The sequence below is a fragment of the Haloplanus vescus genome (assembly GCF_900107665.1).
In the GTDB taxonomy this organism is placed as follows: domain Archaea; phylum Halobacteriota; class Halobacteria; order Halobacteriales; family Haloferacaceae; genus Haloplanus; species Haloplanus vescus.
Genome location: NZ_FNQT01000001.1, coordinates 796,471 through 817,823 on the forward strand (window position 1 = coordinate 796,471; position 21,353 = coordinate 817,823).

26 protein-coding genes and 1 tRNA gene are annotated in these 21,353 nt (G+C 68.5%); 17 read left to right on the top strand and 10 right to left on the bottom strand.

All coding sequences use genetic code 11. The features are described from left to right. Positions 1-39: 39 nt before the first annotated feature. Together BLU18_RS04195 and BLU18_RS04200 are read right to left on the bottom strand one after the other, a co-directional pair. Entirely contained in the window at positions 40-873 is an 834-nt protein-coding gene (locus tag BLU18_RS04195; RefSeq protein ID WP_092631931.1) for a universal stress protein, read from the bottom strand. A gap of 2 nt (positions 874-875) precedes the next feature. Then, positions 876-2,201: a sodium:calcium antiporter gene (locus BLU18_RS04200; RefSeq protein WP_092631934.1), complete on the bottom strand. Its 1,326-nt coding sequence runs from the start codon at positions 2,199-2,201 to the stop codon at positions 876-878. A 308-nt stretch (positions 2,202-2,509) separates the two neighbouring features. On the opposite strand from BLU18_RS04200, the gene BLU18_RS04205 reads away from it, so the two are divergent. The 3 genes from BLU18_RS04205 to BLU18_RS04215 all read left to right on the top strand — a co-directional run bounded on the left by BLU18_RS04205 (position 2,510) and on the right by BLU18_RS04215 (position 4,427). After that, positions 2,510-3,325: a shikimate dehydrogenase gene (locus tag BLU18_RS04205; RefSeq protein ID WP_092633619.1), complete on the top strand. Its 816-nt coding sequence runs from the start codon at positions 2,510-2,512 to the stop codon at positions 3,323-3,325. A gap of 45 nt (positions 3,326-3,370) precedes the next feature. Beyond that, on the top strand, positions 3,371-3,907 hold the full coding sequence (locus BLU18_RS04210; protein ID WP_092631937.1) for a helix-hairpin-helix domain-containing protein: 537 nt from the start codon (positions 3,371-3,373) through the stop codon (positions 3,905-3,907). Positions 3,908-4,010: 103 nt separating this feature from the next. Continuing rightward, entirely contained in the window at positions 4,011-4,427 is a 417-nt protein-coding gene (locus BLU18_RS04215) for a Rieske (2Fe-2S) protein (protein WP_092631940.1), read from the top strand. A gap of 5 nt (positions 4,428-4,432) precedes the next feature. On the opposite strand, the gene BLU18_RS04220 is transcribed toward BLU18_RS04215, so the two are convergent. The 4 genes from BLU18_RS04220 to BLU18_RS04235 form a co-directional block, all read right to left on the bottom strand. Next, positions 4,433-4,657: a hypothetical protein gene (locus tag BLU18_RS04220; RefSeq protein ID WP_092631943.1), complete on the bottom strand. Its 225-nt coding sequence runs from the start codon at positions 4,655-4,657 to the stop codon at positions 4,433-4,435. A gap of 186 nt (positions 4,658-4,843) precedes the next feature. Continuing rightward, positions 4,844-4,918, bottom strand: a tRNA-Met gene (locus tag BLU18_RS04225). A gap of 56 nt (positions 4,919-4,974) precedes the next feature. After that, positions 4,975-5,436, bottom strand: a complete 462-nt coding sequence (locus BLU18_RS04230; protein WP_092631945.1) for a GtrA family protein — start codon at positions 5,434-5,436, stop codon at positions 4,975-4,977. Then, entirely contained in the window at positions 5,433-6,203 is a 771-nt protein-coding gene (locus BLU18_RS04235; protein ID WP_092631948.1) for a glycosyltransferase, read from the bottom strand. The genes BLU18_RS04230 and BLU18_RS04235 overlap by 4 nt, the downstream gene beginning before the upstream one ends. 107 nt (positions 6,204-6,310) lie before the next feature. On the opposite strand from BLU18_RS04235, the gene BLU18_RS04240 reads away from it, so the two are divergent. Further along, positions 6,311-8,632 carry a DUF2298 domain-containing protein gene (locus BLU18_RS04240; protein WP_092631951.1) on the top strand — a complete coding sequence of 774 codons (2,322 nt, stop codon included), beginning with the start codon at positions 6,311-6,313 and terminating at the stop codon, positions 8,630-8,632. Between the two features lie 3 nt (positions 8,633-8,635). On the opposite strand, the gene BLU18_RS04245 is transcribed toward BLU18_RS04240, so the two are convergent. After that, positions 8,636-8,890, bottom strand: coding sequence for an HAH_0734 family protein (locus BLU18_RS04245; RefSeq protein WP_092631954.1), 255 nt, complete (start codon positions 8,888-8,890; stop codon positions 8,636-8,638). A 119-nt stretch (positions 8,891-9,009) separates the two neighbouring features. On the opposite strand from BLU18_RS04245, the gene BLU18_RS04250 reads away from it, so the two are divergent. Genes BLU18_RS04250 through BLU18_RS04275 form a run of 6 tightly spaced genes read left to right on the top strand, consistent with a single transcriptional unit; the run spans position 9,010 to position 11,864 of the window. After that, positions 9,010-9,291, top strand: coding sequence for a 50S ribosomal protein L44e (locus BLU18_RS04250; RefSeq protein ID WP_092631957.1), 282 nt, complete (start codon positions 9,010-9,012; stop codon positions 9,289-9,291). Beyond that, positions 9,288-9,461 carry a 30S ribosomal protein S27e gene (locus tag BLU18_RS04255; protein WP_092631960.1) on the top strand — a complete coding sequence of 58 codons (174 nt, stop codon included), beginning with the start codon at positions 9,288-9,290 and terminating at the stop codon, positions 9,459-9,461. The genes BLU18_RS04250 and BLU18_RS04255 overlap by 4 nt, the downstream gene beginning before the upstream one ends. 7 nt (positions 9,462-9,468) lie before the next feature. Then, positions 9,469-10,269, top strand: coding sequence for a translation initiation factor IF-2 subunit alpha (locus BLU18_RS04260; RefSeq protein ID WP_092631963.1), 801 nt, complete (start codon positions 9,469-9,471; stop codon positions 10,267-10,269). A gap of 3 nt (positions 10,270-10,272) precedes the next feature. Beyond that, positions 10,273-10,455, top strand: a complete 183-nt coding sequence (locus tag BLU18_RS04265) for an RNA-protein complex protein Nop10 (RefSeq protein WP_092631966.1) — start codon at positions 10,273-10,275, stop codon at positions 10,453-10,455. Positions 10,456-10,460: 5 nt separating this feature from the next. Further along, entirely contained in the window at positions 10,461-11,219 is a 759-nt protein-coding gene (locus tag BLU18_RS04270) for a proteasome assembly chaperone family protein (protein ID WP_092631969.1), read from the top strand. 51 nt (positions 11,220-11,270) lie between these two features. Next, complete coding sequence (locus tag BLU18_RS04275; RefSeq protein WP_092631972.1) at positions 11,271-11,864, top strand: J domain-containing protein; 594 nt, start codon at positions 11,271-11,273, stop codon at positions 11,862-11,864. Between the two features lie 28 nt (positions 11,865-11,892). On the opposite strand, the gene BLU18_RS04280 is transcribed toward BLU18_RS04275, so the two are convergent. Further along, complete coding sequence (locus tag BLU18_RS04280) at positions 11,893-12,507, bottom strand: PH domain-containing protein (protein ID WP_092631975.1); 615 nt, start codon at positions 12,505-12,507, stop codon at positions 11,893-11,895. Next, positions 12,500-13,114, bottom strand: coding sequence for a PH domain-containing protein (locus tag BLU18_RS04285; RefSeq protein ID WP_092631978.1), 615 nt, complete (start codon positions 13,112-13,114; stop codon positions 12,500-12,502). Before BLU18_RS04285 ends, BLU18_RS04280 begins: the two co-directional genes overlap by 8 nt. An 81-nt stretch (positions 13,115-13,195) precedes the next feature. Here BLU18_RS04285 and BLU18_RS04290 point away from each other — a divergent pair, with 81 nt between their 5' ends. Beyond that, positions 13,196-13,867 carry a ribonuclease H-like domain-containing protein gene (locus BLU18_RS04290; RefSeq protein WP_092631981.1) on the top strand — a complete coding sequence of 224 codons (672 nt, stop codon included), beginning with the start codon at positions 13,196-13,198 and terminating at the stop codon, positions 13,865-13,867. On the opposite strand, the gene BLU18_RS04295 is transcribed toward BLU18_RS04290, so the two are convergent. Further along, entirely contained in the window at positions 13,864-15,147 is a 1,284-nt protein-coding gene (locus BLU18_RS04295) for an NAD(P)/FAD-dependent oxidoreductase (RefSeq protein WP_092631984.1), read from the bottom strand. The genes BLU18_RS04290 and BLU18_RS04295 overlap by 4 nt on opposite strands. Positions 15,148-15,225: 78 nt before the next feature. Between BLU18_RS04295 and BLU18_RS04300 the strand changes: the two genes are divergently transcribed. The 6 genes from BLU18_RS04300 (at position 15,226) to BLU18_RS04325 (ending at position 21,320) form a co-directional block, all read left to right on the top strand. After that, entirely contained in the window at positions 15,226-16,392 is a 1,167-nt protein-coding gene (locus BLU18_RS04300; protein ID WP_092631987.1) for a pyridoxal-phosphate dependent enzyme, read from the top strand. A 57-nt stretch (positions 16,393-16,449) separates the two neighbouring features. Next, positions 16,450-17,151 carry a metal-dependent transcriptional regulator gene (locus BLU18_RS04305; RefSeq protein ID WP_092631990.1) on the top strand — a complete coding sequence of 234 codons (702 nt, stop codon included), beginning with the start codon at positions 16,450-16,452 and terminating at the stop codon, positions 17,149-17,151. Continuing rightward, entirely contained in the window at positions 17,148-17,858 is a 711-nt protein-coding gene (locus tag BLU18_RS04310) for a TMEM165/GDT1 family protein (RefSeq protein ID WP_092631993.1), read from the top strand. Before BLU18_RS04305 ends, BLU18_RS04310 begins: the two co-directional genes overlap by 4 nt. Before the next feature lie 74 nt (positions 17,859-17,932). Further along, the gene (locus BLU18_RS04315) at positions 17,933-18,628 is read left to right on the top strand and encodes a LysE family translocator (protein WP_092631996.1); all 696 of its coding nucleotides are present in this window, start codon (positions 17,933-17,935) and stop codon (positions 18,626-18,628) included. A 41-nt stretch (positions 18,629-18,669) separates the two neighbouring features. Beyond that, on the top strand, positions 18,670-19,830 hold the full coding sequence (locus BLU18_RS04320) for a M24 family metallopeptidase (protein WP_092631999.1): 1,161 nt from the start codon (positions 18,670-18,672) through the stop codon (positions 19,828-19,830). A gap of 320 nt (positions 19,831-20,150) precedes the next feature. Then, positions 20,151-21,320 (top strand): MFS transporter, encoded by a 1,170-nt coding sequence (locus tag BLU18_RS04325; protein WP_092632002.1) that lies wholly within the window; start codon positions 20,151-20,153, stop codon positions 21,318-21,320. Positions 21,321-21,353: the final 33 nt, after the last annotated feature.

Below are 21,353 nucleotides of genomic sequence, written 5' to 3' on the forward strand. Positions count from 1 at the left end.
TCGCGGCCGCGGCGTCAAAACCGGCTCGGTCCGGCGGCGTCAGTGCGAGGTGACGACCAGCACCGGTCGCTCGGCCGTCCGGAGGACGCGACCCGCGACGGTGCCGACCTGTTGGCCGGCGAGGTTCGACTGTCCCTCGGAGGACATGACGATCATACCCACGTCGTTGTCGTCGGCGTAGTCGACGATGGTGTCCCCGGCGGCGCCGCGAACGACCGCCTCCCGCACGTCGAGGTCGGCTGTGTCGAGACCGTCGAGCATGTCACCGACCGCCTCTCGGGCGTCGGCTTCGAGCCGTTCGACGTACTCCTGAGTGACACCGCCGGCGTCGAACACGCCCGCCTCGGACTGTACGTCCACCACGTCGAGGACGTGTAGCGCGGCCTCGTACCGGCGAACGATATCGGCGGCGTAGGGACCGGCGGCCTCCGCGACGGCGCTCCCGTCGGTCGTGACGAGAACGTCGGCGTAGTCGGCGCCGGTGTCGCTGTCGAGGTCACCGTCGGGAACGGTCAGCACCGGCACTTCACTCCGGCGCAGGACGCGTTCCGCGACGCTCCCGAGCAAGCGTTCTTTGACGCCGGCGCGGCCGCTCCGACCGACGATGACGAGGTCGGCATCGCGCTCGCTCGCGCGAGCGGCGATGGTTCGACCGGGCTTGCCCGACAGCACCGCAGTATCGGCGCCGATACCGACGTCCGTCGCAAGGTCGGCGGCGGCGTCGAGGACCGCCTGCGCGCGCTCCATGTCGCCGCTGAACACGGAGACGACCTCTACGTCGGCGCCGTAGCGGGCGGCGAGTTCGAAGCCGTATTTGGCCGCCCGAGTCGAGCAGTCGCTGCCGTCGACGGCGATGAGGAGTCGGTCGAACATGGTCAGTCAGCCCCCTTTGGTCGGTCGTCGCTTCCGAAGAACGCCTCGTTCACCGTGCCCGCGGAATCGCGGAGGATACCACCCAGCGCCCGGCGGCGTGAGACGAACAGCGCCGTCCCGAGGACGACGTAGATGCCCGCGAACACGAGCAAGAGCTGGTAGTCGTTGATCGGGAGTTCGAGCACCCCGCGGATGAGGAGGAACTCCGAGAGCACCTGCGTGAGGAAGAGCACCAGCAGGACGATGGCCTCCCGCACCGAGATTTCGAAGTTTATCAGGAGCGAGATGGCGAAGAAGGACTGCGCCGCAGTCAGCCAGATTTCGCCCGACTGCTTCTGGTCGAACGGGAGCGCACCGTACTGCCCGAGCGCAATCGAGTAGACGACGACGAGCGTCCCGATGAGCAGCGTCCACTGATTCAGCTTCGAGGAGATGAGCGCGTTGAACCCCGCCGTCGACCGAGCCTTGTTCACCAGATAGACGACGACGATGAGTTCCGGCGATTCGGAGGCCAGCGGTGCAATCCACTGAATCATGAAGAAGGAGGGAATGCCGACGTTCTGGCCGAGCTGTTCGAGGCCGTGCGCGAACGGCTCGACCGCGGTGAATATCATGCCTCCCGAGTACGCGAAGAGGGTGATAACCGTCAGCGCTCGAAGCGGCTTCGAGAAGGTCTGGAGGTACGCCGGAACCCCGACGTGGGCCTCCTCGGCCTCCATGTCACCTTTCAACACGACGGCGATGTAGGCGACGTACAGGCCGACGAGGACGACCATATCGAGGATGTCAATGCCGTTGAACGGCACGACGAACGCCCAGAGCGTGGCGAGAAACAGGAAGACGATTTCGAGACCGATGTCGCGGTCGAGCGCCACGGCGTCAGCGAGGAAGCCCGGCCGGTTCACGACGGCAGCGTCCTCGTCCGAGCCGTTTCGGAAGACGGTGAACAGGGCGACCCCCGCCCAGCCGATACCGATGAGGATGCGGTTCGCGCCCGTCATGTTGGCGACGGCGAGGTTCCCCGCTTCGATACCGCGTTCGGTGCCGGCGTACGCCCCCGCGTTCCACGCGTAGAGGGCGTCGACGGCGTACTCCGGAGCGACGGCGAGCACCGCGAGGATAGCGATGGCGAACGCCCGGGGCACGTCCTTCTCCGCCGTCTCGGCCCCCCACGCGAGGAGGAACGAGGCACCGAGCACCGAGAGGCCACTTATCGCGACGGTAGCGACGGTCGAGAACCCGTGAGCGACGCCGCTCAGCCAACTGACGATCCACGGAATCGTCAGCGCGACGGCCCCGCCGAGTGCGAGAAGCGACTGTCGTCTCATCGTACCACTCCGAGCGCCACAGCCCCGCAGACGGTCACCGTGACAGGAGTCTGTATCTGTGTCATGAGCCAGTTCGTGTCTACCGATACCATCGCCCCACGTAATAAAATACAAGTTGTACCCGTTCTCCGCGATTTCGAGGTCTTGAGCCGGTTTCAGCGTCGAATCCCCAGAATAGCGCCATCTCGTCGAATACGCCGTTAGACGGGCTCTACAGCCACTCAAACTACAGATTCGGGGATAGAACGGACTCGTAGCGGGCACACGCAGTCTTTTACTCGCGTCGTGAGAACGGTCACGGGATGACGATGCACGTCTTCGGCCTCATCGGCAACCCGGTCGGGCACTCGCTGTCGCCGCCGATGCACGAGGCGGCGTACCGAGAGCTCGACATGGACGCCCGATACGTCACCTTCGAACCCGACCCCGACGACGCCGAAGCGGCGCTCGACGGGGCGGCAGCCCTCGGCATCGACGGCCTCAACGTCACTATCCCGTTCAAACAGGACGTCTTCGACTTGGTCGAACCGGACGACCTCGCGGCGCGAATCGGTGCGGTCAACACGGTCGACTTCTCTACCTCGCCGCCCCGCGGCTACAACACCGACGCCGCGGGCGTGCGCCGCGCCTTCGAACACCACGACGTGGTGCTGACGGGCAACGACGCCGTCGTCGTCGGCGCCGGGGGCGCGGGGCGGGCCGTGGCCTTCACGCTCGCGGACGCCTGCGACACCGTCCATATCGCCAACCGGACGGCGGAGCGGGCGACAGACCTCGCCGCGGAGGTCCGCGAGTCGGCGCCGGCGACGGTGACGGGTGGCGGCCTCGATACGCTCGCCGACCGCGTCCCCGCGGCGGATATCCTCGTCAACGCGACGAGCGTCGGGATGGAGGAAGACCAGACGCCGGTTCGGGCCGACCTGCTCCACGGCGACATGGCCGTCCTCGACGCGGTGTACACCCCTGTCGAGACGCGGCTCCTCCGAGAGGCTGCTCGAACCGGCGCCACGACCATCGACGGCGGCTGGATGCTCCTCTTCCAGGGCGCCGTCGCGTTCGAACACTGGACGGGACGGGACGCGCCGGTCGAGGCCATGAATGACGCGCTTCGGCGCCACCTCTGACCGCCTCGAAGGTTATTAAGTGCCGGGGTGCCCTAACGGGTAGTAATGGGTATCCTGAACACGCTCCTATCGGTGCTCGGATTGGATTCCTCATCTGCGGGCGACGAGGACCGCGAGACGACTGTCAGCGTGGAACGCGAGGCCAACACGGACACCGAAGCGGCGGTCAAGGGGACCGACGCGGCGGGCGAGAGCGAATCGCCGAGCGCCGCCGGCACGGACGCGACGGCGTCGACGGGGTCGCTCGTCGACAGCGACCCGGACGGCGGGGCCGCCGAACCCGCCGAAGCCGTCGATGCCGACGAGTCCGAGACGGAACTCGACACCGCCGAATCGGAGTCGGAAGGCGAGTCCACGGGCGAACACGAAGCGGAGGCCGACGACGAACCGACCCCAGCCGACGAACCCGTCGAGGTCATCAAGGGCATCGGCCCGGCCTACGCCGACCGCCTCGCGAATGCGGGCGTGAACTCGGTCGCCGACCTCGCGGCGGCGGACGCCGAGTCCCTCGCGGCCGACATCGACCTCTCGGAAACCCGCGTCGGGCGCTGGATAGAGCGCGCGAACGACCACCAATCCTAACTGTCCCGTCGAACCGTCGCGGCGAGCATTTGGTGTTTCCGCCAACCTACGACCACGCGCCGGAAGCGCGGCGTATATATTCGGACGACGGCTACGGCGGCCTATGCCCGACGCGGACCGACGAATCACGTCGCTCGATGCCGTCCCCACCGACACGACTCACCTCTTTACCGTTCGTGACGCGGACGGCGAGGAACGCGAGGCGATTCTCGTCCGCACCGACGACGGCGTTCGCGGCTGGCTGAACTACTGCCGACACCTCCTCAACGTGCGACTCGACAAGGGGTCCGGGGCGCCGATGCGCGACGGCGAAGTCGTCTGTGCGAACCACGGCGCGTACTTCGAGGCCGACACCGGCCACTGTACCTTCGGCCCGTGCGAGGGCGCGACGCTCGAAGCCGTCGCCGTCACCGTCACCGACGGCGACGTGTATCTGACCGACGACGACTACGCGTTCGTCGCGAACGGCCCACTCGAGGACGAGCGCGGCCCCTCGGCGTCGGAGACGTACGAGTTCTAATTTCCTCAGTCCCGCTGCCAGACGTACACCGCGAGTGCGAGGAGTCCACCGAGGCCCGTGAAGAGCGTGAGGACGCCGACAGCGAGCGCCCAGAACGCCGCGTACTCGTCGCCGCGTTTCTCTGCGTCCGTATAGACCCAGTAGGCCCCGACGAACGAGAGGACAAAAACGAGGAGCGTGACGACCAGCAACTCGATGCCACCGGGGAGGCCCATCTGGAGGGGAAGCATAGACTCGGATTCTCGCCGGCAGGCGGTAATCGTTGTGGGTGCGGAGCCGACAGCAGAAATAGCGGGGAGTAGATTCGAACTACGCGAACGGCTCGCTTCGCTCGCCGTTCTCTCGTTCAAATCTACGTGCGAGTGTTTTGGGTTCCCTCCTCGCGTTGCTCATCGGTCACAGTGGTCGCCAAAACATAGCGGGAAGTAGATTTGAACTACCGATCTCCGGGTTATGAGCCCGGCGGAATCTCCTGGCTATCCCATCCCGCTACCGGAATCGAATCCAGTCGCGGCATTAAGGGTTGTGATTCCCGGAGCCTGCAGGGTCACTGGTCGGCGCCGACACGCCACGTGAACAGCCCCTCGGTGAGGTAGTTGAGGAGCATCCCACACCCGATGCCGATGACGTTCGCCACCGTCGGCCAGAGGTCGGCCCCGGCGACGACGAGCGTTATATCGGTCCACGAGGTGAGCACGGTCAGGACGGCGAACCCGACCACCAACCCCCCGGCGCGGACGACGTGGGATTTGAGGTAACGCCGGATGCGTGCGAGCCACCCCATCGCGCCCGCGTTCGGGAACGTCCAGTGGTCGTTGATGAGGAACATGAGCGTGATAGACACCTCGGCGCCGACGGCCTTCGCGAGCTGCGGGAGGACGCCGTAGCCGGCGGTGAGGAAGGCGACGACGAGTGTCTCCGCAGTGGCGCCGACGGCGCCGACGGAGACGAACTTTCCGAACCGAATCCCCGAGTAGAGTTCCTCGAGTCTGCCGAGGCCGTCACTCATCGGTGATCACGGTCGACGAGAGCGGGCGGCGAGTCCCGCGAGCGGTCGAGAATGGTGTGCAGTCGGTCGTTGCGGATGAGCCGCGCCCGATGCCGGGAGGTGAGCAAGCCGCGTGCGAGCCGGAGCGTCGTCTCGACGGGCGAGACAGTCGATTCGGGGCGGTCCTCCCAGACGACCGGCACCTCGACGATGCGACAGTCGACGGCGTCGGCGACGGCGAGGAGTTCGATGTCCCACGCGAAGCCGGGTTCGCGGAGGTGTGGCCGGATTCGCGTCCAGGCGTCGGCCGTGAGCGCCTTCGCGCCGCACTGGTAGTCGTAGAGGTGGACGTCGAGCAAGCGACGGGCCAGCCACGCGAACCCGTCGCCGAGGTAGCGCCGGGCGACGGTCTGGTGGGACTGGATGGTGGCGTCGGGGTGGCGGCGCGACCCGGCGGCGAGGTCGGCGTCGCCGCCCACGACGGGCGCGACGACGTCGGCAATGGAGGACGCCGGCGTACTGCCGTCGGCGTCGGCGAAGGCCATCACGTCGGTCGACAGTGCCTCGAAGCCGGCGGTGATGGCGGCGCCCTTGCCGCGGCGGCTGGACGCCTCGTTGAGCGTGACTGGGAGGGCGGCTATCTGCGCTCGCACCTCGGGGGTGGCAGCGTCGAGTTCGACGCGAATCTCGTCGGGGTCGACGGCATCGCGGAGGGCGCGGACGTACGCGTCGAGGCGGTCGACGTCCGGGTGGTACGCGGGAATGACTATCCCCACGGAGCGAGTCATGCGACACCCTTTCGTGACCGACCTAAAAAACCGACCGACTTCGGGCGTTCGCGGCGGCGCGCGCCACATCACAAACGGTTTACCGCCGCTGGGCGGGCTTTCCATCGATGGAGTACGGCCTCGTCGTTCGCTGGCTGGTCGTCTACGGCGCCCTCGCCGCACTCGGGCGACCCGTCGCCGCGCGCTTGCTCTCGACGATTCCGGGCCGCGGCGTCGGCTTCGCGCTCCCGACGGCGCTCGTCGTCCTCGGAACCGTCGCGTACTGGGTCGGCCACCTCGCGTTCGGTCCCGTCGCTCTCGGGGCCGCCCTCCTGGTCCTCCTCGCACTCGCCCTCCTCACCGGCCTCGACCACGACGCCCTGCGTCAGCGACGCCTCGAACTCGCTCACGGCGTCCGTCCGGGCCGGGTCCACGTCGAGGCCGCCCTCGTCTTCGTCGCCGCCTTCTGTCTGCTCGTCGGCGTCCGCGCACTCGACCCCGCGGTCTACCCCGTCGGCGGCGAGAAGTTCCTCGATTTCGGCCTGTTGAAGACGCTCGAACGCGCCGAGACGCTCCCGCCGGAGGACATGTGGTTCGCGAACGAACCCGTCGTCTACTACTACGGCGGCCACCTCCTGACGGCGCTGCTCTCCGACCTCACCGGAACGGCGCCCCGCTACGCCTACAACCTCTCGCTCGCGGGCTTCTACGCCACGCTCGTGACGGCGGCGTACGGGTTCGCGGGGGCGATAGCGCAGGAGCGAGCGAACGCGCGCCGGCCCGCCGCCCTCGCGGCCGCCTTCTTCGTCGGCCTGGCGAGCAACCTCGTCACGGCCGGGCGTCTCGTCATATCTGCGCTGCCGCCCGCACTTCAAGAGCGCGTCGCGGCCACCGTCGCCTCGCGGTCGCGCTACTCGGCCGACGCCGTCCTCGGGGGCATCGACTCCTTCTCGTACTGGACGGCGAGTCGCGTCATCCCCGGGACCATCAACGAGTTCCCCCTGTTCGCGTGGCTGAACGGCGACCTCCACGCGCACATGATGGGAACGCCGTTCCTCCTCCTCGGCGCCGCCGTCGCCTTCGCGCTCTACCGGACCGCGCCCCGTGACCTGCGGCGGCGGCGCGTCCTCGCCTTCGTCGCCATCCCCCTCCTCGCGGGGTTCCAGACCGTCGTCGACACGTGGAGTGTCCCCTCGCTGTTCGGCCTCCTTTGTCTCGCACTCGCGCTCGGCCCCGACGACCCGTGGCCGATTCTCTCCCGGCGAGTCGCCGCGTGGCGGCGGGCGCGCGACGACGGACCGCTCGTCGAAGAGACCGGTCGCCTCGTCGGGGCGCTCTGTGTCGCCGGCGTCGCGGGCGTGCTCGGCGGCGCACTCGCGCTCCCCTTCCTACTCGGCACCGCCGGCGGACGCGAGGTGGCGGTGCTCGCCGCGGCCGAGCGGTCGAGTCTGGGCGGTCTCCTGTTGGTCCACGGCGCCTTCCTCGCGACGTTCTACGCCTACCTGCTCGACAGATTGGGCGTCGACCGCGTGCTGCCGCTCGTGGTCGGCCTCGGTGCGTTCGGCGTCGTCGCCGTGGCTACGGCCCTGCCCGTCGCCGTCACCGTCGGCCCGCTGCTCGTCTTCGGCTGGGCGGCCTGTCGGACGGACCGCCCGGTCGGCTTCGAGACGGTGCTCGTCGTCGCCGGCGCGGGACTGGTCGCACTCGTCGAACTCGTCTACGTCAAAGAGCAGGCTGGGCCGCTCCGCATGAACACGGTGTTCAAGACGTACATGCAGGTGTGGGTGCTCTGGAGCGTGGCCGCGGGCGTGGCGCTCCCGGCGTTCGTCCGCTGGGTCGGCACGCGGTCCCCGTCGGTGCCGGGGACGCGCTCGCGGTGGCTCCGGACGGGCCTCGCCGTCGCTGTCGTCCTCGCGACGATTCCCTACGCCGGGTTGGCGCTGTCGGCCCACGTCGAGCGGGGTGGCGACCCGACGCTCGACGCCACGGCGTTCGTCGAACGCGAGCATCCGACGGAGGCGCCGGCCATCGACTACATCGACGACCTGTCGGGACAGCCGACACTCCTGTCCGCGCCCGCGACCGGTCGATATCCGGGACCGGGCGGCGAGTCGGGGGCGCCGCCGGGCATGTACAGCTGGGAGTCGAGTCCGGCGGCGAGTCTCACCGGCGTGCCGACTGTCGCCGGCTGGCACCACGAAGTCGGCTATCGCGGCTCGGACGCGTACCTGAAGCGCGTGCGTGACGTGGACCGTGCGTACACCGGGACGCCGGCACAGACGGTCGCGGTGCTCGAACACTACGACGTGGCGTACGTGTGGGTGGGACCGGCAGAACGAGCGCGCTACGGGTCGGTGTCGTTCGGCGGTGTCGAGGGCGTCACACCGGTGTTCGACACCGAGACGGTGACTATCTACCGCGTCGACGAGGACGAACTGAGTGCGGCGTGAGACTCAGGGGCGCGCCGTCACTACGTCGAGGGAGTCGGCGTCGATGGAGTCGACGTCGAGCCAGTGGGGCACGAAGCGACGCTTCTCGAACGCCTCGCGTTCGTCGGGCGTCCCGATGGTACACCAGAGCTGTACTTCGTCGGGGCCGTGGTAGTCGCCCTGACGTTGGATGGAGAAACAGACGTGCTCCTCGCCGTCGTAGTCGATGACGGCGTCCTTTCGGATGCCGGGGTCCCCCCTGACGATGAGGTACTGCATGGACGGGCGTTCGGCCAGTCCGGGCTTAATCGCTTCGATGGCTAGTAGGGGGTCGCCGGCGCCGCCGAACCAAACGGGTTTTAACGCCCGACCCGAAATTGCCGACAAGGTAGATATCTATGCAGATGCCACGCCGATTCAACACGTACTGCCCGCACTGCAACGGGCACTTCGAGCACGAGGTCGAGAAAGTGCGTCGCGGTCGTGAGACGGGGATGAAGTGGATCGACCGTCAGCGCGAACGTAACACGTCCACCATCGGGAACGCCGGCAAGTTCTCGAAGGTGCCTGGTGGCGACAAACCGACGAAGAAAACCAACCTGAAGTACCGTTGCTCCGAGTGTGGGAAGGCCCACATGCGCGAGGGATGGCGGGCTGGTCGACTGGAGTTCCAGGAATGACGGGGAGCTTCTTCACCGTCGAGTGCGCCGACTGTGGTAACGAACAGACCGTCTTCGGCAAGGTGTCGACGACGGTGAACTGCGCCGTCTGTGGCAGCACGCTCGCTCGCCCGAGCGGCGGCCAGACGGCGTTCGAGGGCGACATCGTCGACACCGTCGAGGCACGCTAACTCCACCATGAAGTACAGTGGCTGGCCCGATCAGGGTGAACTCGTCGTCGGCAAAGTCGACGAGATAACCGATTTCGGCGTGTTCGTCGACCTCGAGGAGTACGAGGACAAACGCGGTCTCGCGCACATCAGCGAGGTCGCCAGCGGCTGGATTAAGAACGTTCGCGACCACGTCCGCGAGGGACAGACGGTCGTCGCGAAGGTGCTCGACGTCGACGAGGAGTCCCAGCAGATAGACCTCTCGATAAAGGACGTCAACGAGCACCAGCGCAAAGAGAAGATTCAGGAGTGGAAAAACGAGCAGAAGGCCGACAAGTGGATGGCAATCGCCTTCGGGGAGGACGTCGCTGACGAGCGCTACCAAGCGGTCGCAGACGCGCTCCTCGACGAGTTCGAGAGCCTCTACGACGCCTTCGAGTCCGCGGCCATCCACGGCGACGAGGCCCTCGAAGACGTCGACCTCGACGACGACGACGTCGACAGCATCGTCGAGACGGCCCGCGACAACGTCTCCGTGCCGTACGTCAACGTCACGGGCTACGTCGACCTCGAATGCCCGACCGGCGACGGCGTCGACCACATCAAGGAGGCGCTGAAGGCCGCCGAGGGCAACGGCGACGTGAGCGACGAAATCGAGCTCTCGGTCTCGTACGTTGGGTCGCCGGAGTACCGCATCAAGGTGCAGGCGCCCGACTACAAGACGGCGGAGTCGGAACTCGAAGCCAGCGCGGAGCGAGCGCGCGAGGCCATCGCCGCGGTCGGTGGCACGGGACGCTACCACCGCGAGCGCGAGACCGACGACGAATAACCGATGAAATCGGACATCCGAGTGTGTTCGGCGTGGGAGGCGCGTCACGACCGCCCCGTCTACACGCTCGGGGAGACCTGTCCGGACTGCGGCGCCGACGCCGTCAACAGCGCGCCGGCGCCGTTCGATCCTGCGGACCCGTACGGGGAGTACCGACGCGCTCTTAAGCGGCGCGAACGCGAATAGGCGGTATGGACGCCATCGAGATCGAGACGGTCGCGGAGCCGACGCTGTCGGACCCAGTACTCATCGAGGGACTGCCGGGCGTCGGACACGTCGGAAAACTCGCCGCGGAGTACCTTTTGGAGGAGTTCGACAGCGAGCTCGTCCGCCGCGTGTACGCCGACGAGTTCCCGCCACAGGTGAGCATCGACGAGGAGGGCGTCGCCGACCTCGTCTGCGCGGAGTTTCACGCCGTCGAGACCGACGGGCGCGACCTCCTCGTCCTCACCGGCGACCACCAAGCCGGGAGCAACGCGGGCCACTACCACCTCACGGAGTCGTTCCTCGACATCGCCGAGAGTTTCGGCGTCGAGTCGGTGTTCGCCCTCGGAGGCGTCCCGACGGGCGAGCTCATTGAGGAGTACCACGTCCTCGGCGCGGTGACGGACGCGGACCTGAAAGCCGACCTCGAAGCGGAGGACGTCGAGTTCCGTGAAGACGAACCCGCCGGCGGCATCGTCGGCGTCAGCGGTCTGTTGCTCGGCCTCGGCGGCCGTCGCGGCCTCGACGCCACCTGTCTCATGGGCGAGACCAGCGGTTACCTCGTCGACCCCAAGAGCGCCCGCGCCGTCCTCGAAGTGCTGGAGGAGGTCATCGGCTTCGACCTGAACTACGAGTCGCTCGAAGACCGGGCCGAGGAGATGGAAGAGGTCGTCGGCAAGATTCAGGAGATGCAGAATCAGGGCAACCAGATGCCCACCGACGACGACCTGCGCTACATCGGCTGAGGCCGTCGACCCGGCGAGACGTTCTTTACGGCTCGTTACCAACGGGTGCGCGTGCTTCCCGAGTGGGTCGGCCTCCTGCCGTCGTGGCTGCTCGTCGGGGTCGGCGGCGGACTCGCCGTCGCCGTGGTGGTGGCGGGCGTCTTCGTCGTCGCCAGCCGCCGCTTCCCGACGCCACCGCCGGAACGAGGGCCGCGAATCGACGGCTTGGACCGTCGGCGCGACGAGATACGGACCTACCTCGGCAGTCTCGGCGAACGGTACGTCGAGGATGCCGTCGTCAGCGACGAGACGGTCGCCTTCTACCTACCCGAGCGCGACGTAGCGATTACCTTCGACCCGCAGGCGTTCTTCCGGGTCGAACGCGCTGGCACCGACGCTGTCCTCTGTGAGTACGAGATGCCGGCGACCCAACTCGGCGACCGCCTGCCGTTCGAGACGCCGGGGCGCGGCGGCGCGGTGACCGAACCCGCGGACGCCCGGCGAGCGTTCGCCCAGCTCGGCCTCGCGCCGACTGCCGACGCCGAGGCGGTGCGGACGGCGTACCGACAGCGAGTGAAAGACGTCCACCCCGACCAGGGCGGCGACCGCGAGTCGTTCCGAGCGTTACAGGAGGCCTACGCGACGGCGACAGAGTACGCGGAGTGAGTCGCAGTCGACGGTGAGTCGTCGGCGGTCAGTCGGTCGATTCGTCCGTCTCGTCTTCGGGGGTCGCCGACTCGTCTGAGAGGTGTTGCTCGATGCGCTCGAACGCCTCACGGGTGGCGCGCACCTCTGCGATGAGTTCTTCGAGTTGGTCGGCGCTGGCGGGCGTGCGACTCGACTGCTCTCCGTCCGTCCCGCCCGACTGGCCGCGCTGGAGTTCGGTGATTCGGTCGCGGACGGTCGGCGCGTCCGGAATCCCGCTGAATGAGATTTCCGCGCCGCTGCTGCCGGCGGTGCTGATTGAGATGCTCCCGTAGCCGAACTGCTTGCCCCAGAAGCTCCGGTTGTACTCCGTGTTCTGGATGCGGTCGAGGTCGACTGTCTCGATGTTGGTCGAGAAGACACCCGACTTGACGTACAGCGACTCGGTGGTCACCACGTAGTCCGTGTTCTGGATGCGCAGGTAGGCGAAGGGGACGCCGACGAGAATCAGCACCCCAATCAGGACGACGGTCAGGAGCAGGCCGCTGACGATGGTGCCGTAGAGCGTCTCGAAGGCCGGCCGACCCATCCAGACCACCTCCTCGCCGGGGTCGAGCGACAGCCACTCGGGGACCGTCTCGTCGCCGTCGGTCGTCTCACTCATCGCTCACGCACCCCCGTTCGACGCGGGTGGCGGCGTCACGGAGCGCCCGGAACTCGTCGCGGAGCGTGTCGGCCGTCGCGGCGTCGACGAGCGTCGCCGCAGTGTCGCGGTCGGACTGGTCCGGGCCGATGCGTCGGCGAATCTCTTCGCGGACGGGCGCGGGGTCGTCCAAGTCGGTGAGTCGGAGGTCGACACCATCGGACCCGGCGGTGCTGAGTTCGATGGTGCCGTAGTCGAAGGCGTTGCCCCAGACGGATTTCGTCAGGCTGGTCTGCTGGACGGTCGAGAGTCCGATGCGGGAGACGTGCGTCGACAGCACGCCGGACTTGCGGTACAGGTTCCGGTCGGTCAGGACGTAGTCCACGTTCGTCGTGCGCAAGTACGCCCACGCGACGGCGGCGAGTGCCGGGAGTGCGAGCAAGACGATGCCGCCGACGAGGACTGCGGTTGGCAGGGCCCGAGTCGGGACGAATTGGGGCGCGAGCACGAGGGCGGCAATCCAGAGGACGGCCGCGGCGGCGGTTGGGAGGATGCGCCGGAGGCGTGGGCCACCCTGCCAGACGACTGTCTCGTCAGATTCGAGGGAGAGCCAATCGGGACGGGCCATACCGTCGTGTCTCCGTCGAGGGTGGAAAAAGTGTGGGCCCGACCGACATCCTCAACATCCCCAGACACGTCGGCGACAGTCATGCGCTACCCCCGCGACGACCCGGGTCACGACCGGGTGGCGACTGTCGACATCGAGACGACGGCGACCGACCCCGACGCGGGCGAACTCGTCTCCGTCGGCGTCGGTATCCACGACCGGGGCGACCCCCTGACCGACGCGACCTACGAGACCTTCCACCGTCGCGGCGACGGCGAAGCGGCGCTTGTCGCTCGCGCGATGTCGCGGCTCGACGACGCCGGCGTCGACCGCCTCGTCACCTACAACGGCGCGGAGTTCGACCTTCCCTTCCTGACGGACCGCCTCGACCGACTGGGCGCGACGGTCGACTGGCCGCCGGTGACCGAGCCACCGGCCCACCTCGACCTCTTTCTCGACCGGAAGGAGCGAGCGGAGCGCGAGGGGAGCAAGTGGCCGACGCTCGAAGCCTGTCTGGAGGCGTACGGCCACGCGCCGGCGACGACTCGCTGGCGCGGCGCACCGCTCACGAACGGGCGCTTCGGCGAGGAACTCGGCCCGGCGTATCTCCGGACGCTCGGCACCGAGACGGGCGGGCGCTTTCGCGAGCGTCTGACCGAGGTGATGGACCACTACCTGACCGGCGACCTGGAGGCGACGCTCGCACTCTTCTACGCCGACGTTGGCGTCGACGTGACCGGTCGGTATCTGGGGACCGAGACGAACTTCGATTAAGCCGCGTCGTCAAGGACGGCCTCGGCGGCCTCGCGACCGCTCCGCATCGCACCCTGAATCGACGACCACGCGGTGTAGTCGCCGGCGAGGTAGACGGCGCCAGCCGGGTCGCGGGCGTCGGGCAAGTCGTCGTGGACGCCCGGCGACTGGTCGAACTGCGCGAACTCGATGCGGTCGGTGTGGAGGTGTTCGACGTCGTCGAACAGTCGGTCGGGGTACCACGCGTCGAGGGCGTCGCGCGTCGCGGCGAACAGGTCGTCGTCGCTCGCATCGAGCGGTTTCGGTGCGTCCGGGCCGTCGAGGAACGTGGCGGCGAGGAGGTGACGGTCGTCGGGAGCGTACGACGGTGCGACGGCGGAGAGGGGCGCGACGACGTTCGGCCGCGGCCCGTCGACGTTCAGGTGGATTTTCTTGCCGTCGACGGGCGTCTCGGTGGCGCAGGAGAGCGTGACGGCGGAGCGAGCGGCGGTCGGAATCGACGCCACGCCGGTGAGTCGGCGGGCCGTCCGAGGGTCGGTGGCGACGACGACGGCGTCGTACTCGCCCGTCCGCGCCTCGCTCTCGACGGTCACCCGACCGTCGTCGGGCGTAACCGCCGCGACGGCCTCGTTGAGGCGGACTGTCGCGCCGGCCTCGCGGGCACGAGCGGCCAACTGGGCCGGGACGGCGCCCATCCCCTCTGCGGGGAGCGCGACTCGGCCCTCGCTCATCGCCTTGAACGTGTACTCGAAGACGCGTTTCGACGTGGCGAGCGAGCGGTCGAGCGTGATGCCACCGTAGAAGGGAGCGACGAAGTTGTCGATGTAGTCGTCGGAGAAGCCCCAGTCGCGGAGGTACTCGTCGATGGGGGCGTCCGGGCTGTCGAAAATCTCCGCTTCGGTCTGGCTGCCGACGTGTTGGCGGAGCGCGAGCGTCCGGAGTTTGTCGGTGGTCGTCACCTCGCGATTGAACAGCGTCTCGGTGAGCGCGAACGGGTCGCGCAGGGGGTCGGAGAGGACCGAGCGCTCGCCGGGGCGGGCGATGACCGCGCCGGGCGAGAACGAGTGCAGGTCCAGCGCGTCGAGGTCGAGTTCGCGCCTGACGGCGGGATAGGCGGTGAAGAGCACCTGAAACCCGCGGTCGAGGGTGAAGCCGTCGCGGTGGCGGGTACGGACGCGTCCGCCCACGTCGTCGCGACGCTCGAAGACGGTCACGTCGGCGCCCGCGCCGGCGAGGTGGCGAGCTGCGACGAGGCCGGCGAGTCCCGCGCCGACGACGGCGACCGATGATGAGTCGTCCATGCGCGTCGGTTACCCGGCCGAACCAAAGAACCCCCCGACAGGGACAGGGATTTGCCCCTCCGGGCGAAACCGCCGCGCATGCACACCTCCGACGCGTTCGTCGGCCTCGACTGTACGGCGACCGGCGACCGATACGACCCGGACCACGTCGGGCGGAGCGACGCCGGCGCACCGCTCGACCCCGTCTACGACCTCGACGCCGTCTCGACGCTGCCGACCGACCCCGACTCGATGTGGGCGTACGACGCGCTCTTGCCCGTGCCCGAATCGCAGGCCGTCTCCGCGGGCGAGGGCGCGACGCCGCTTCTCGACGCCGACGGCCTCGCCGCCGACCTCGGCGTCGACGGCGTGTTGCTCAAAGACGAGGGCCGAAATCCGACCGGGAGCGTCCTCGACCGGGGGCTGTCGGTCGCGGTGACGATGGCGCGCGCCCACGACGCCGACCTGTTGGCGCTCGCGGCGCCGGGCGACGCGGGGCAGTCCGCGGCCGCCTACGCGGGCCGAATCGACGCTGACTGTTACGCCTACCTGCCCTCGCGAGCGCCCTTCCCGAACAAGGCGATGGTGAACGTCCACGGCGCGGACATGCGGGTGATCGGTGGGCGCTTCCCGGACGCGCTGGACGCCCTCGAATCCGACCTCCAGCGGGAGTGGTACTCGCTCCAAGAGTTCACGACGCCGTTCCGCCACGACGGGGCGAAGACGCTGGCGTACGAGGTGGCCGCGGCCCGCGACTGGACCGCGCCCGATGCCGCCGTCGTCGCCGTGGGCACGGGCGAGACGCTCGCCGGCGTCGCGCAGGGGTTCCGTGACCTCGTCGCCCTCGGCCTGACCGACCGGGTACCGCGGTGTTACGCCGTCCAACCGGAGGGGTGTGCGCCCGTCGTCGAAGCCCACGACGCCGGCGCGGAGGCCGTCTCGGCGGTGGAGTACCCCGACACCATCTGTGGCGAACTCGAAATCCCGGCCCCCGCGGGCGGGGCGCTGGCTCTCGACGCCGTCGAGGAGACGGCGGGCGGTGCCGTCGCCGTGAGCGACGACGACATCCTCGAGAGCGCCGTCGCACTCACCCAGCGACTCGGGACGGAAGTCGGCGCGGTGGGCGGCGCGGCGGCGGCGGGCGCGTGGTCGCTCGCGGAACGCGGCGACCTGACCGACGACGACACCGTACTCCTCCTCAACGCGGACGCAGGCGTCAAGACGGCCGACGTCCTCCGAAGTCACCTGATGGGACAGGGCGTCTAAACAGAATATTGTCTGCGATAGACTTATTGTTTAGATGTATCTAATTCGGAGTACGTGATGCTAAGCGACGCCATGGAGGACTATCTCAAGGCCATCTACCGGCTACAGGCGGAGGGAGGCGTGCCGGTAGCCACCTCGGCCATCGCCGACGAGGTGGAGAAGACGGCGCCGACGGTGACGAGCATGGTCCAGAAACTCGCCGACCGGGGGCTCGTCGAGCGAGAGAAGTACAAGGGCGTCGAACTCACGCCGGAGGGCGAGACGGTGGCGCTGGAGGTGCTCCGCCACCACCGACTCCTCGAGGCGTATCTCACCGAGCATCTGGACTACTCGTGGACGAACGTCCACGACGAGGCCGACGCGCTCGAACACCACATCTCCGAGGAGTTCGAGCGTCGGCTGGCGGAGGCGCTCGGCGACCCCGAAGTCGACCCTCACGGCGACCCGATACCCTGTGCGGACCTCAAGCCGCTGGAGCACGACGACACGACGCCCCTGAGCGACCACGGGGCGGGCGAGCGCGTCGTCGTCAGTCGCGTCCGTGACCGGGACGAGGAGGAACTCGCCTACCTCGACGAGGCAGGCGTCCGACCGGGGACCGACCTCGAAATCGTCGACGTGGCGCCGTTCGGGATGGTCACCGTTCGTATCGGTGACTCGGAGCAGAGCCTTCCCGAGTCGGTGGCGCGGACGATTCGCGTCCGCGCCGTCGGCGCCGAGGACAGCGACCCCGAACCCGCGGAGGTGGGTGACGCATGACGGGGTGGATGGAGATTCTCACCGTCGCCTTCGTTTCGCAGCTCGTGGTGTTGCCGGGCGAGAAGGTGCAGTTCATCATCGCAGGGCTGGCGACGCGATACAATCCGCTCGTCGTCGTGAGCGCCGCGAGCGCCGCCTTTGCCGGGTGGACGGTGCTCGAAATCCTCTTCGGACAGGCGCTACAGAGCGCGCTCCCACCAGTCGTCCTCGACGCCCTGACCGCGGGCTTGTTTCTGCTCTTTGCCGTCCTCCTCTACCGCTCGGCGCCGTCGAGCGGCGACTGGGACCAGGTCGACCCGACGGCGACCGACGGCGGCATCACCTCGCTCGGCAGTGACTTCCAGCCGAAGGTGTTCGGCCGCGAACTCCCCGAGGTGTTCGGCGGCTTCTTCCCCATCTTCGCGATGATGGCCGCGGGCGAGTTCGGCGACAAGACCCAACTCGTCACCATCGGCCTCGCCGCCCAGTACGGCGCCCACCCGGCCATCTGGGCGGGCGAGATGCTCGCCATCGTCCCCGTGAGTCTCGCGAACGCCTACTTCAGCCACCGCTTCGCTCACCGCCTCAACATGCGAACGGTCCACTTCTTCTCGGCGGGCCTGTTCGCGTTCTTCGCGACCGACACCGTGTTGAGTATCGTCACCGGCTTCTCCGTCTGGGAGACGGTGATAGAGGTGGTGTCCACCGCCGTGCTGTCGCTGGTGTGATTCCGGACGGGACGGCTCCCGCCGAGCGACGAGCGCCCGGAACCGTTATTTTCCGTCACTGGTGACGGGCGTTCGTGAACCCCCTCCCGTCGCTCTTTGCCGGCGCGGTCTTCGGCCTCGCTCTCGCGGCGCCGCCGGGACCGATGAACGCCGTCATCGCAGAGGAATCGGTTACCAACGGCTGGCTGGCCGGCGTCCGGGCCGGCCTCGGTGCGATGACCGCCGACGCCGTCTTCCTCATCGGGTCGCTCCTCGGCGTCGTCGCCTTCGTGGACCGCTTTCCGACGGTCCGAGCGGCGATGGTCGGCGTTGGCGGCCTGCTGATGTGCTATTTCGCCTACGGAGCGGCGCTCGACGCCCTCGACGAGGCGTCGCTCGTCCCCAGCGGCGCCGCTGACGGCACCGCCGACCGGGCCGCGACCGGCTTCCGGAAAGCGTTCGTCCTCGCGCTCACCAACCCCTATCAAGTCCTGTTCTGGCTCACCATCGGCGTGGGCCTCCTGCGACCCGGCACCCTCGACGTGCTGTCGTACACGCCGTACGTGGGCGCCGACCTCGCCGGTCTGCTCGTCGTCCGCACCGGGAGCCCGGCGCTCATCGTCGGCTTCTTCGCCGGCATCGGCGTCTGGATAACGGGCTTCCCGGCGACGCTCCGGGCGGCCCAGCGCCGCGTCGCCGCCTTCGCACCGGTCGTCTCGGGCGTGAGTGCTCTCGTTCTCGCCGGGTTCGGCGTGCTCTTTCTCGTCGATGCCGTGCGGACGCTGCTCTGACGCGGACAAGGGTTTTGCCCTCGCATCACCGACGGCTACCCATGCAGCCGGATTTCTCGACGCTCGATGCGACACTCGGCGACCACGACGGCTATCTCCTCGACGCCGACGGCACCGACTCCACGCAGCGCTACCTGTCTGGCTTCGACGCCCCCGACCCGTTCGTCACCTGCTACACGCCCGAGGGGACGCATCTCCTCGTCTCCGGATTGGAGTACGGCCGCGCGAACGCAGACGCCCGCGCCGACACCGTCGACCGACTGTCGGCCTACGACTACCGCGACCGGGTGCAAGAACTCGGGCGCGAGACCGGTCGGGGCGCCGTCGTCGCGGACTTCCTCGCCGAACACGGCGTCGAGTCCGTGCTCGTGCCGGGACGCTTCCCGCTCGGCACCGCCGACGGCCTCCGCGGGTCGGGCGTGCGTGTCGAAGTCGACGAATCCGACGCCGTCGCGGAGATTCGCGCCGTCAAGACCGACGAGGAAATCGAGCACGTGCGCCGCACACAGCGCGCGAACGAACGCGCGATGGCGGCGGCGGAGACGCTCATCGATTCGGCGAGCGTCGTCGACGGCGTCCTGCACCACGAGGGCGACTCGCTGACCAGCGAAGCGGTGCGACGGGAAATCGAACTCACGCTCCTCGAATCGGGGTGTGCGCTCGACGAGACTATCGTCGCCTGCGGCGCCGACGCCGCGGACCCCCACGACCGAGGGTCGGGACCCCTTCGTGCAGGTGAGCCAATCGTCGTCGACATCTTCCCCCGCGACAAGGAGACGCGGTATCACGCGGACATGACGCGGACGTTCGTGCGGGGGGAGCCCAGCGAGACAGTCCGGGAGTGGTTCGAGTTGACCGACGAGGCGCGGCGGGCCGCCCTCGACGCCGTCGAACCGGGCGTGACGGGCGCGGCAGTTCACGACGCGGTCTGTGACGTCTACGAGGACGCCGGGCTCCCGACGCTCCGGGCCGACCCGGATGCTGAGACGGGCTTCATCCACAGCACGGGCCACGGCGTCGGCCTCGATGTGCACGAACTCCCGCGCATCGCACCGGACGGGGGCGAGCTCGAACCGGGGAACGTCGTGACCATCGAACCGGGGCTGTACGACCCCGACGTGGGCGGTGTCCGCATCGAGGACCTCGTGGTCGTCACCGAAGACGGCTACGAGAATCTGACGGAGTACCCCGTCGAACTGTAGGTGTGAAACCTGAGCACCAAAGTGTTCAGAGAAACAGATGAAACTGTGACTACCTCGAAAGCCCCCTTTCAGTCCCACCTGCGGCGCTTGATTGGCCAGCCGCTGTGGGCGGGGCTGAAAGAGGCGCCGCGCTGGAGGAAGGCGGGCGATGTAAGCACGCGACCGCAGGGAGCGCGCGCAGCGAGCCCCCCAACTCCAGCGCGGCGGGGCTTTCGAGGTGTCTCCAACAAAACCGCGCTAATCTGAACAGTAACCCGAGCATAGCCGGCAATCGCGACGACGACCGCAAGGCACTTCCTCGGCGTCGGCCGAGCGTCGATGTGCACTGGCGGTATCGGTACACGGTCCTCGGCCTCTGTACGCTCGCGTTCGCGTCCACGATGCTGGCGCGACTGGTCATCAGTCCAGTCGTCCCGGACGTGACGGCCGGCTTCGACGTGTCGACGGGGGCGGTCGGCCTCGCGCTCTCGGGGATGTGGGCCGCCTACGCGCTCTCGCAGTTTCCCTCGGGCATCCTCGGCGACCGCTTCGGCGAGCGACGAATCATCCTCACGGCGGTCGGAATCACCGGCGCGGCTAGCCTCGCCCTCTCCTTCGCGCCGACGTTCGCGGTGTTCGCCGTCCTGACCGTCACCCTCGGCGCGGGCGCGGGACTCCACTACAGCGTCGCCACCTCCCTGCTGACGAAGGAGTTCGACGACATCGGCCGCGCCATCGGCGTCCACGTCGCCGGCGGGCCGCTCGCGGGACTGATAGCGCCCATCGCCGCGACGGCGGTGGCGGCGCGCTACGACTGGCGGGCGGCCATTGCCGTCGGCGCCGCCGTCGCCATCCCCGTCTTCGGCCTGTTCGCGTGGCGAATCGATCCGACGCCGCCGGAGCGCCCCGACGAGTCGATGCGCGACCGCATGGCGGTCAAACCGCTCGTCGAGTTGCTCACCCGCCCCCAGATTGCGTTCACGGCGGCGGTGTCCGTCCTCGGCGCCTTCTCGTGGCAGGCGACGGCCTCGTTCCTCCCCGCCTTCCTCGTCGGCTTCCGCGGCCTGGCCGAGACGAGCGCCGGCCTCCTCTTCGCTGCCTACTTCGTCGTCAACGGTCTCGTCCAACCGTTGACCGGACTGGTGTCGGACAAGATTGGGCGGGACGGCGCCGCGGCGGGTGCGATGGGCCTCGGCGTCGTCGGCTACGGCCTCCTCGTGGTTGGACCGCGAGTCGCGTTGATCCCCGCCATCGTCTGTGTCGCCGCCGCGATGACGTGGGGCGCGCCCGTGCAGTCGCGCTTCTTCGACGTGTTCGAGGCCGACGAACGCGGCGCCGCGTTCGGCCTCGTCCGCACCGCGTACATGGTCCTCGGCGCGACGGGGAGCGTCGCCGTCGGGACGCTCTCCGACGTGGCGGGGTGGGGGGCGGCGTACGGCCTGCTCGTCGGCGTGACGGGACTTGCGTTCGCGCTCCTCGTCGGGAACCGCGTCCTCGGACTCGGCCTGTAGGACTGCCCGCATCGAACACCTTTTGAGCAGAGA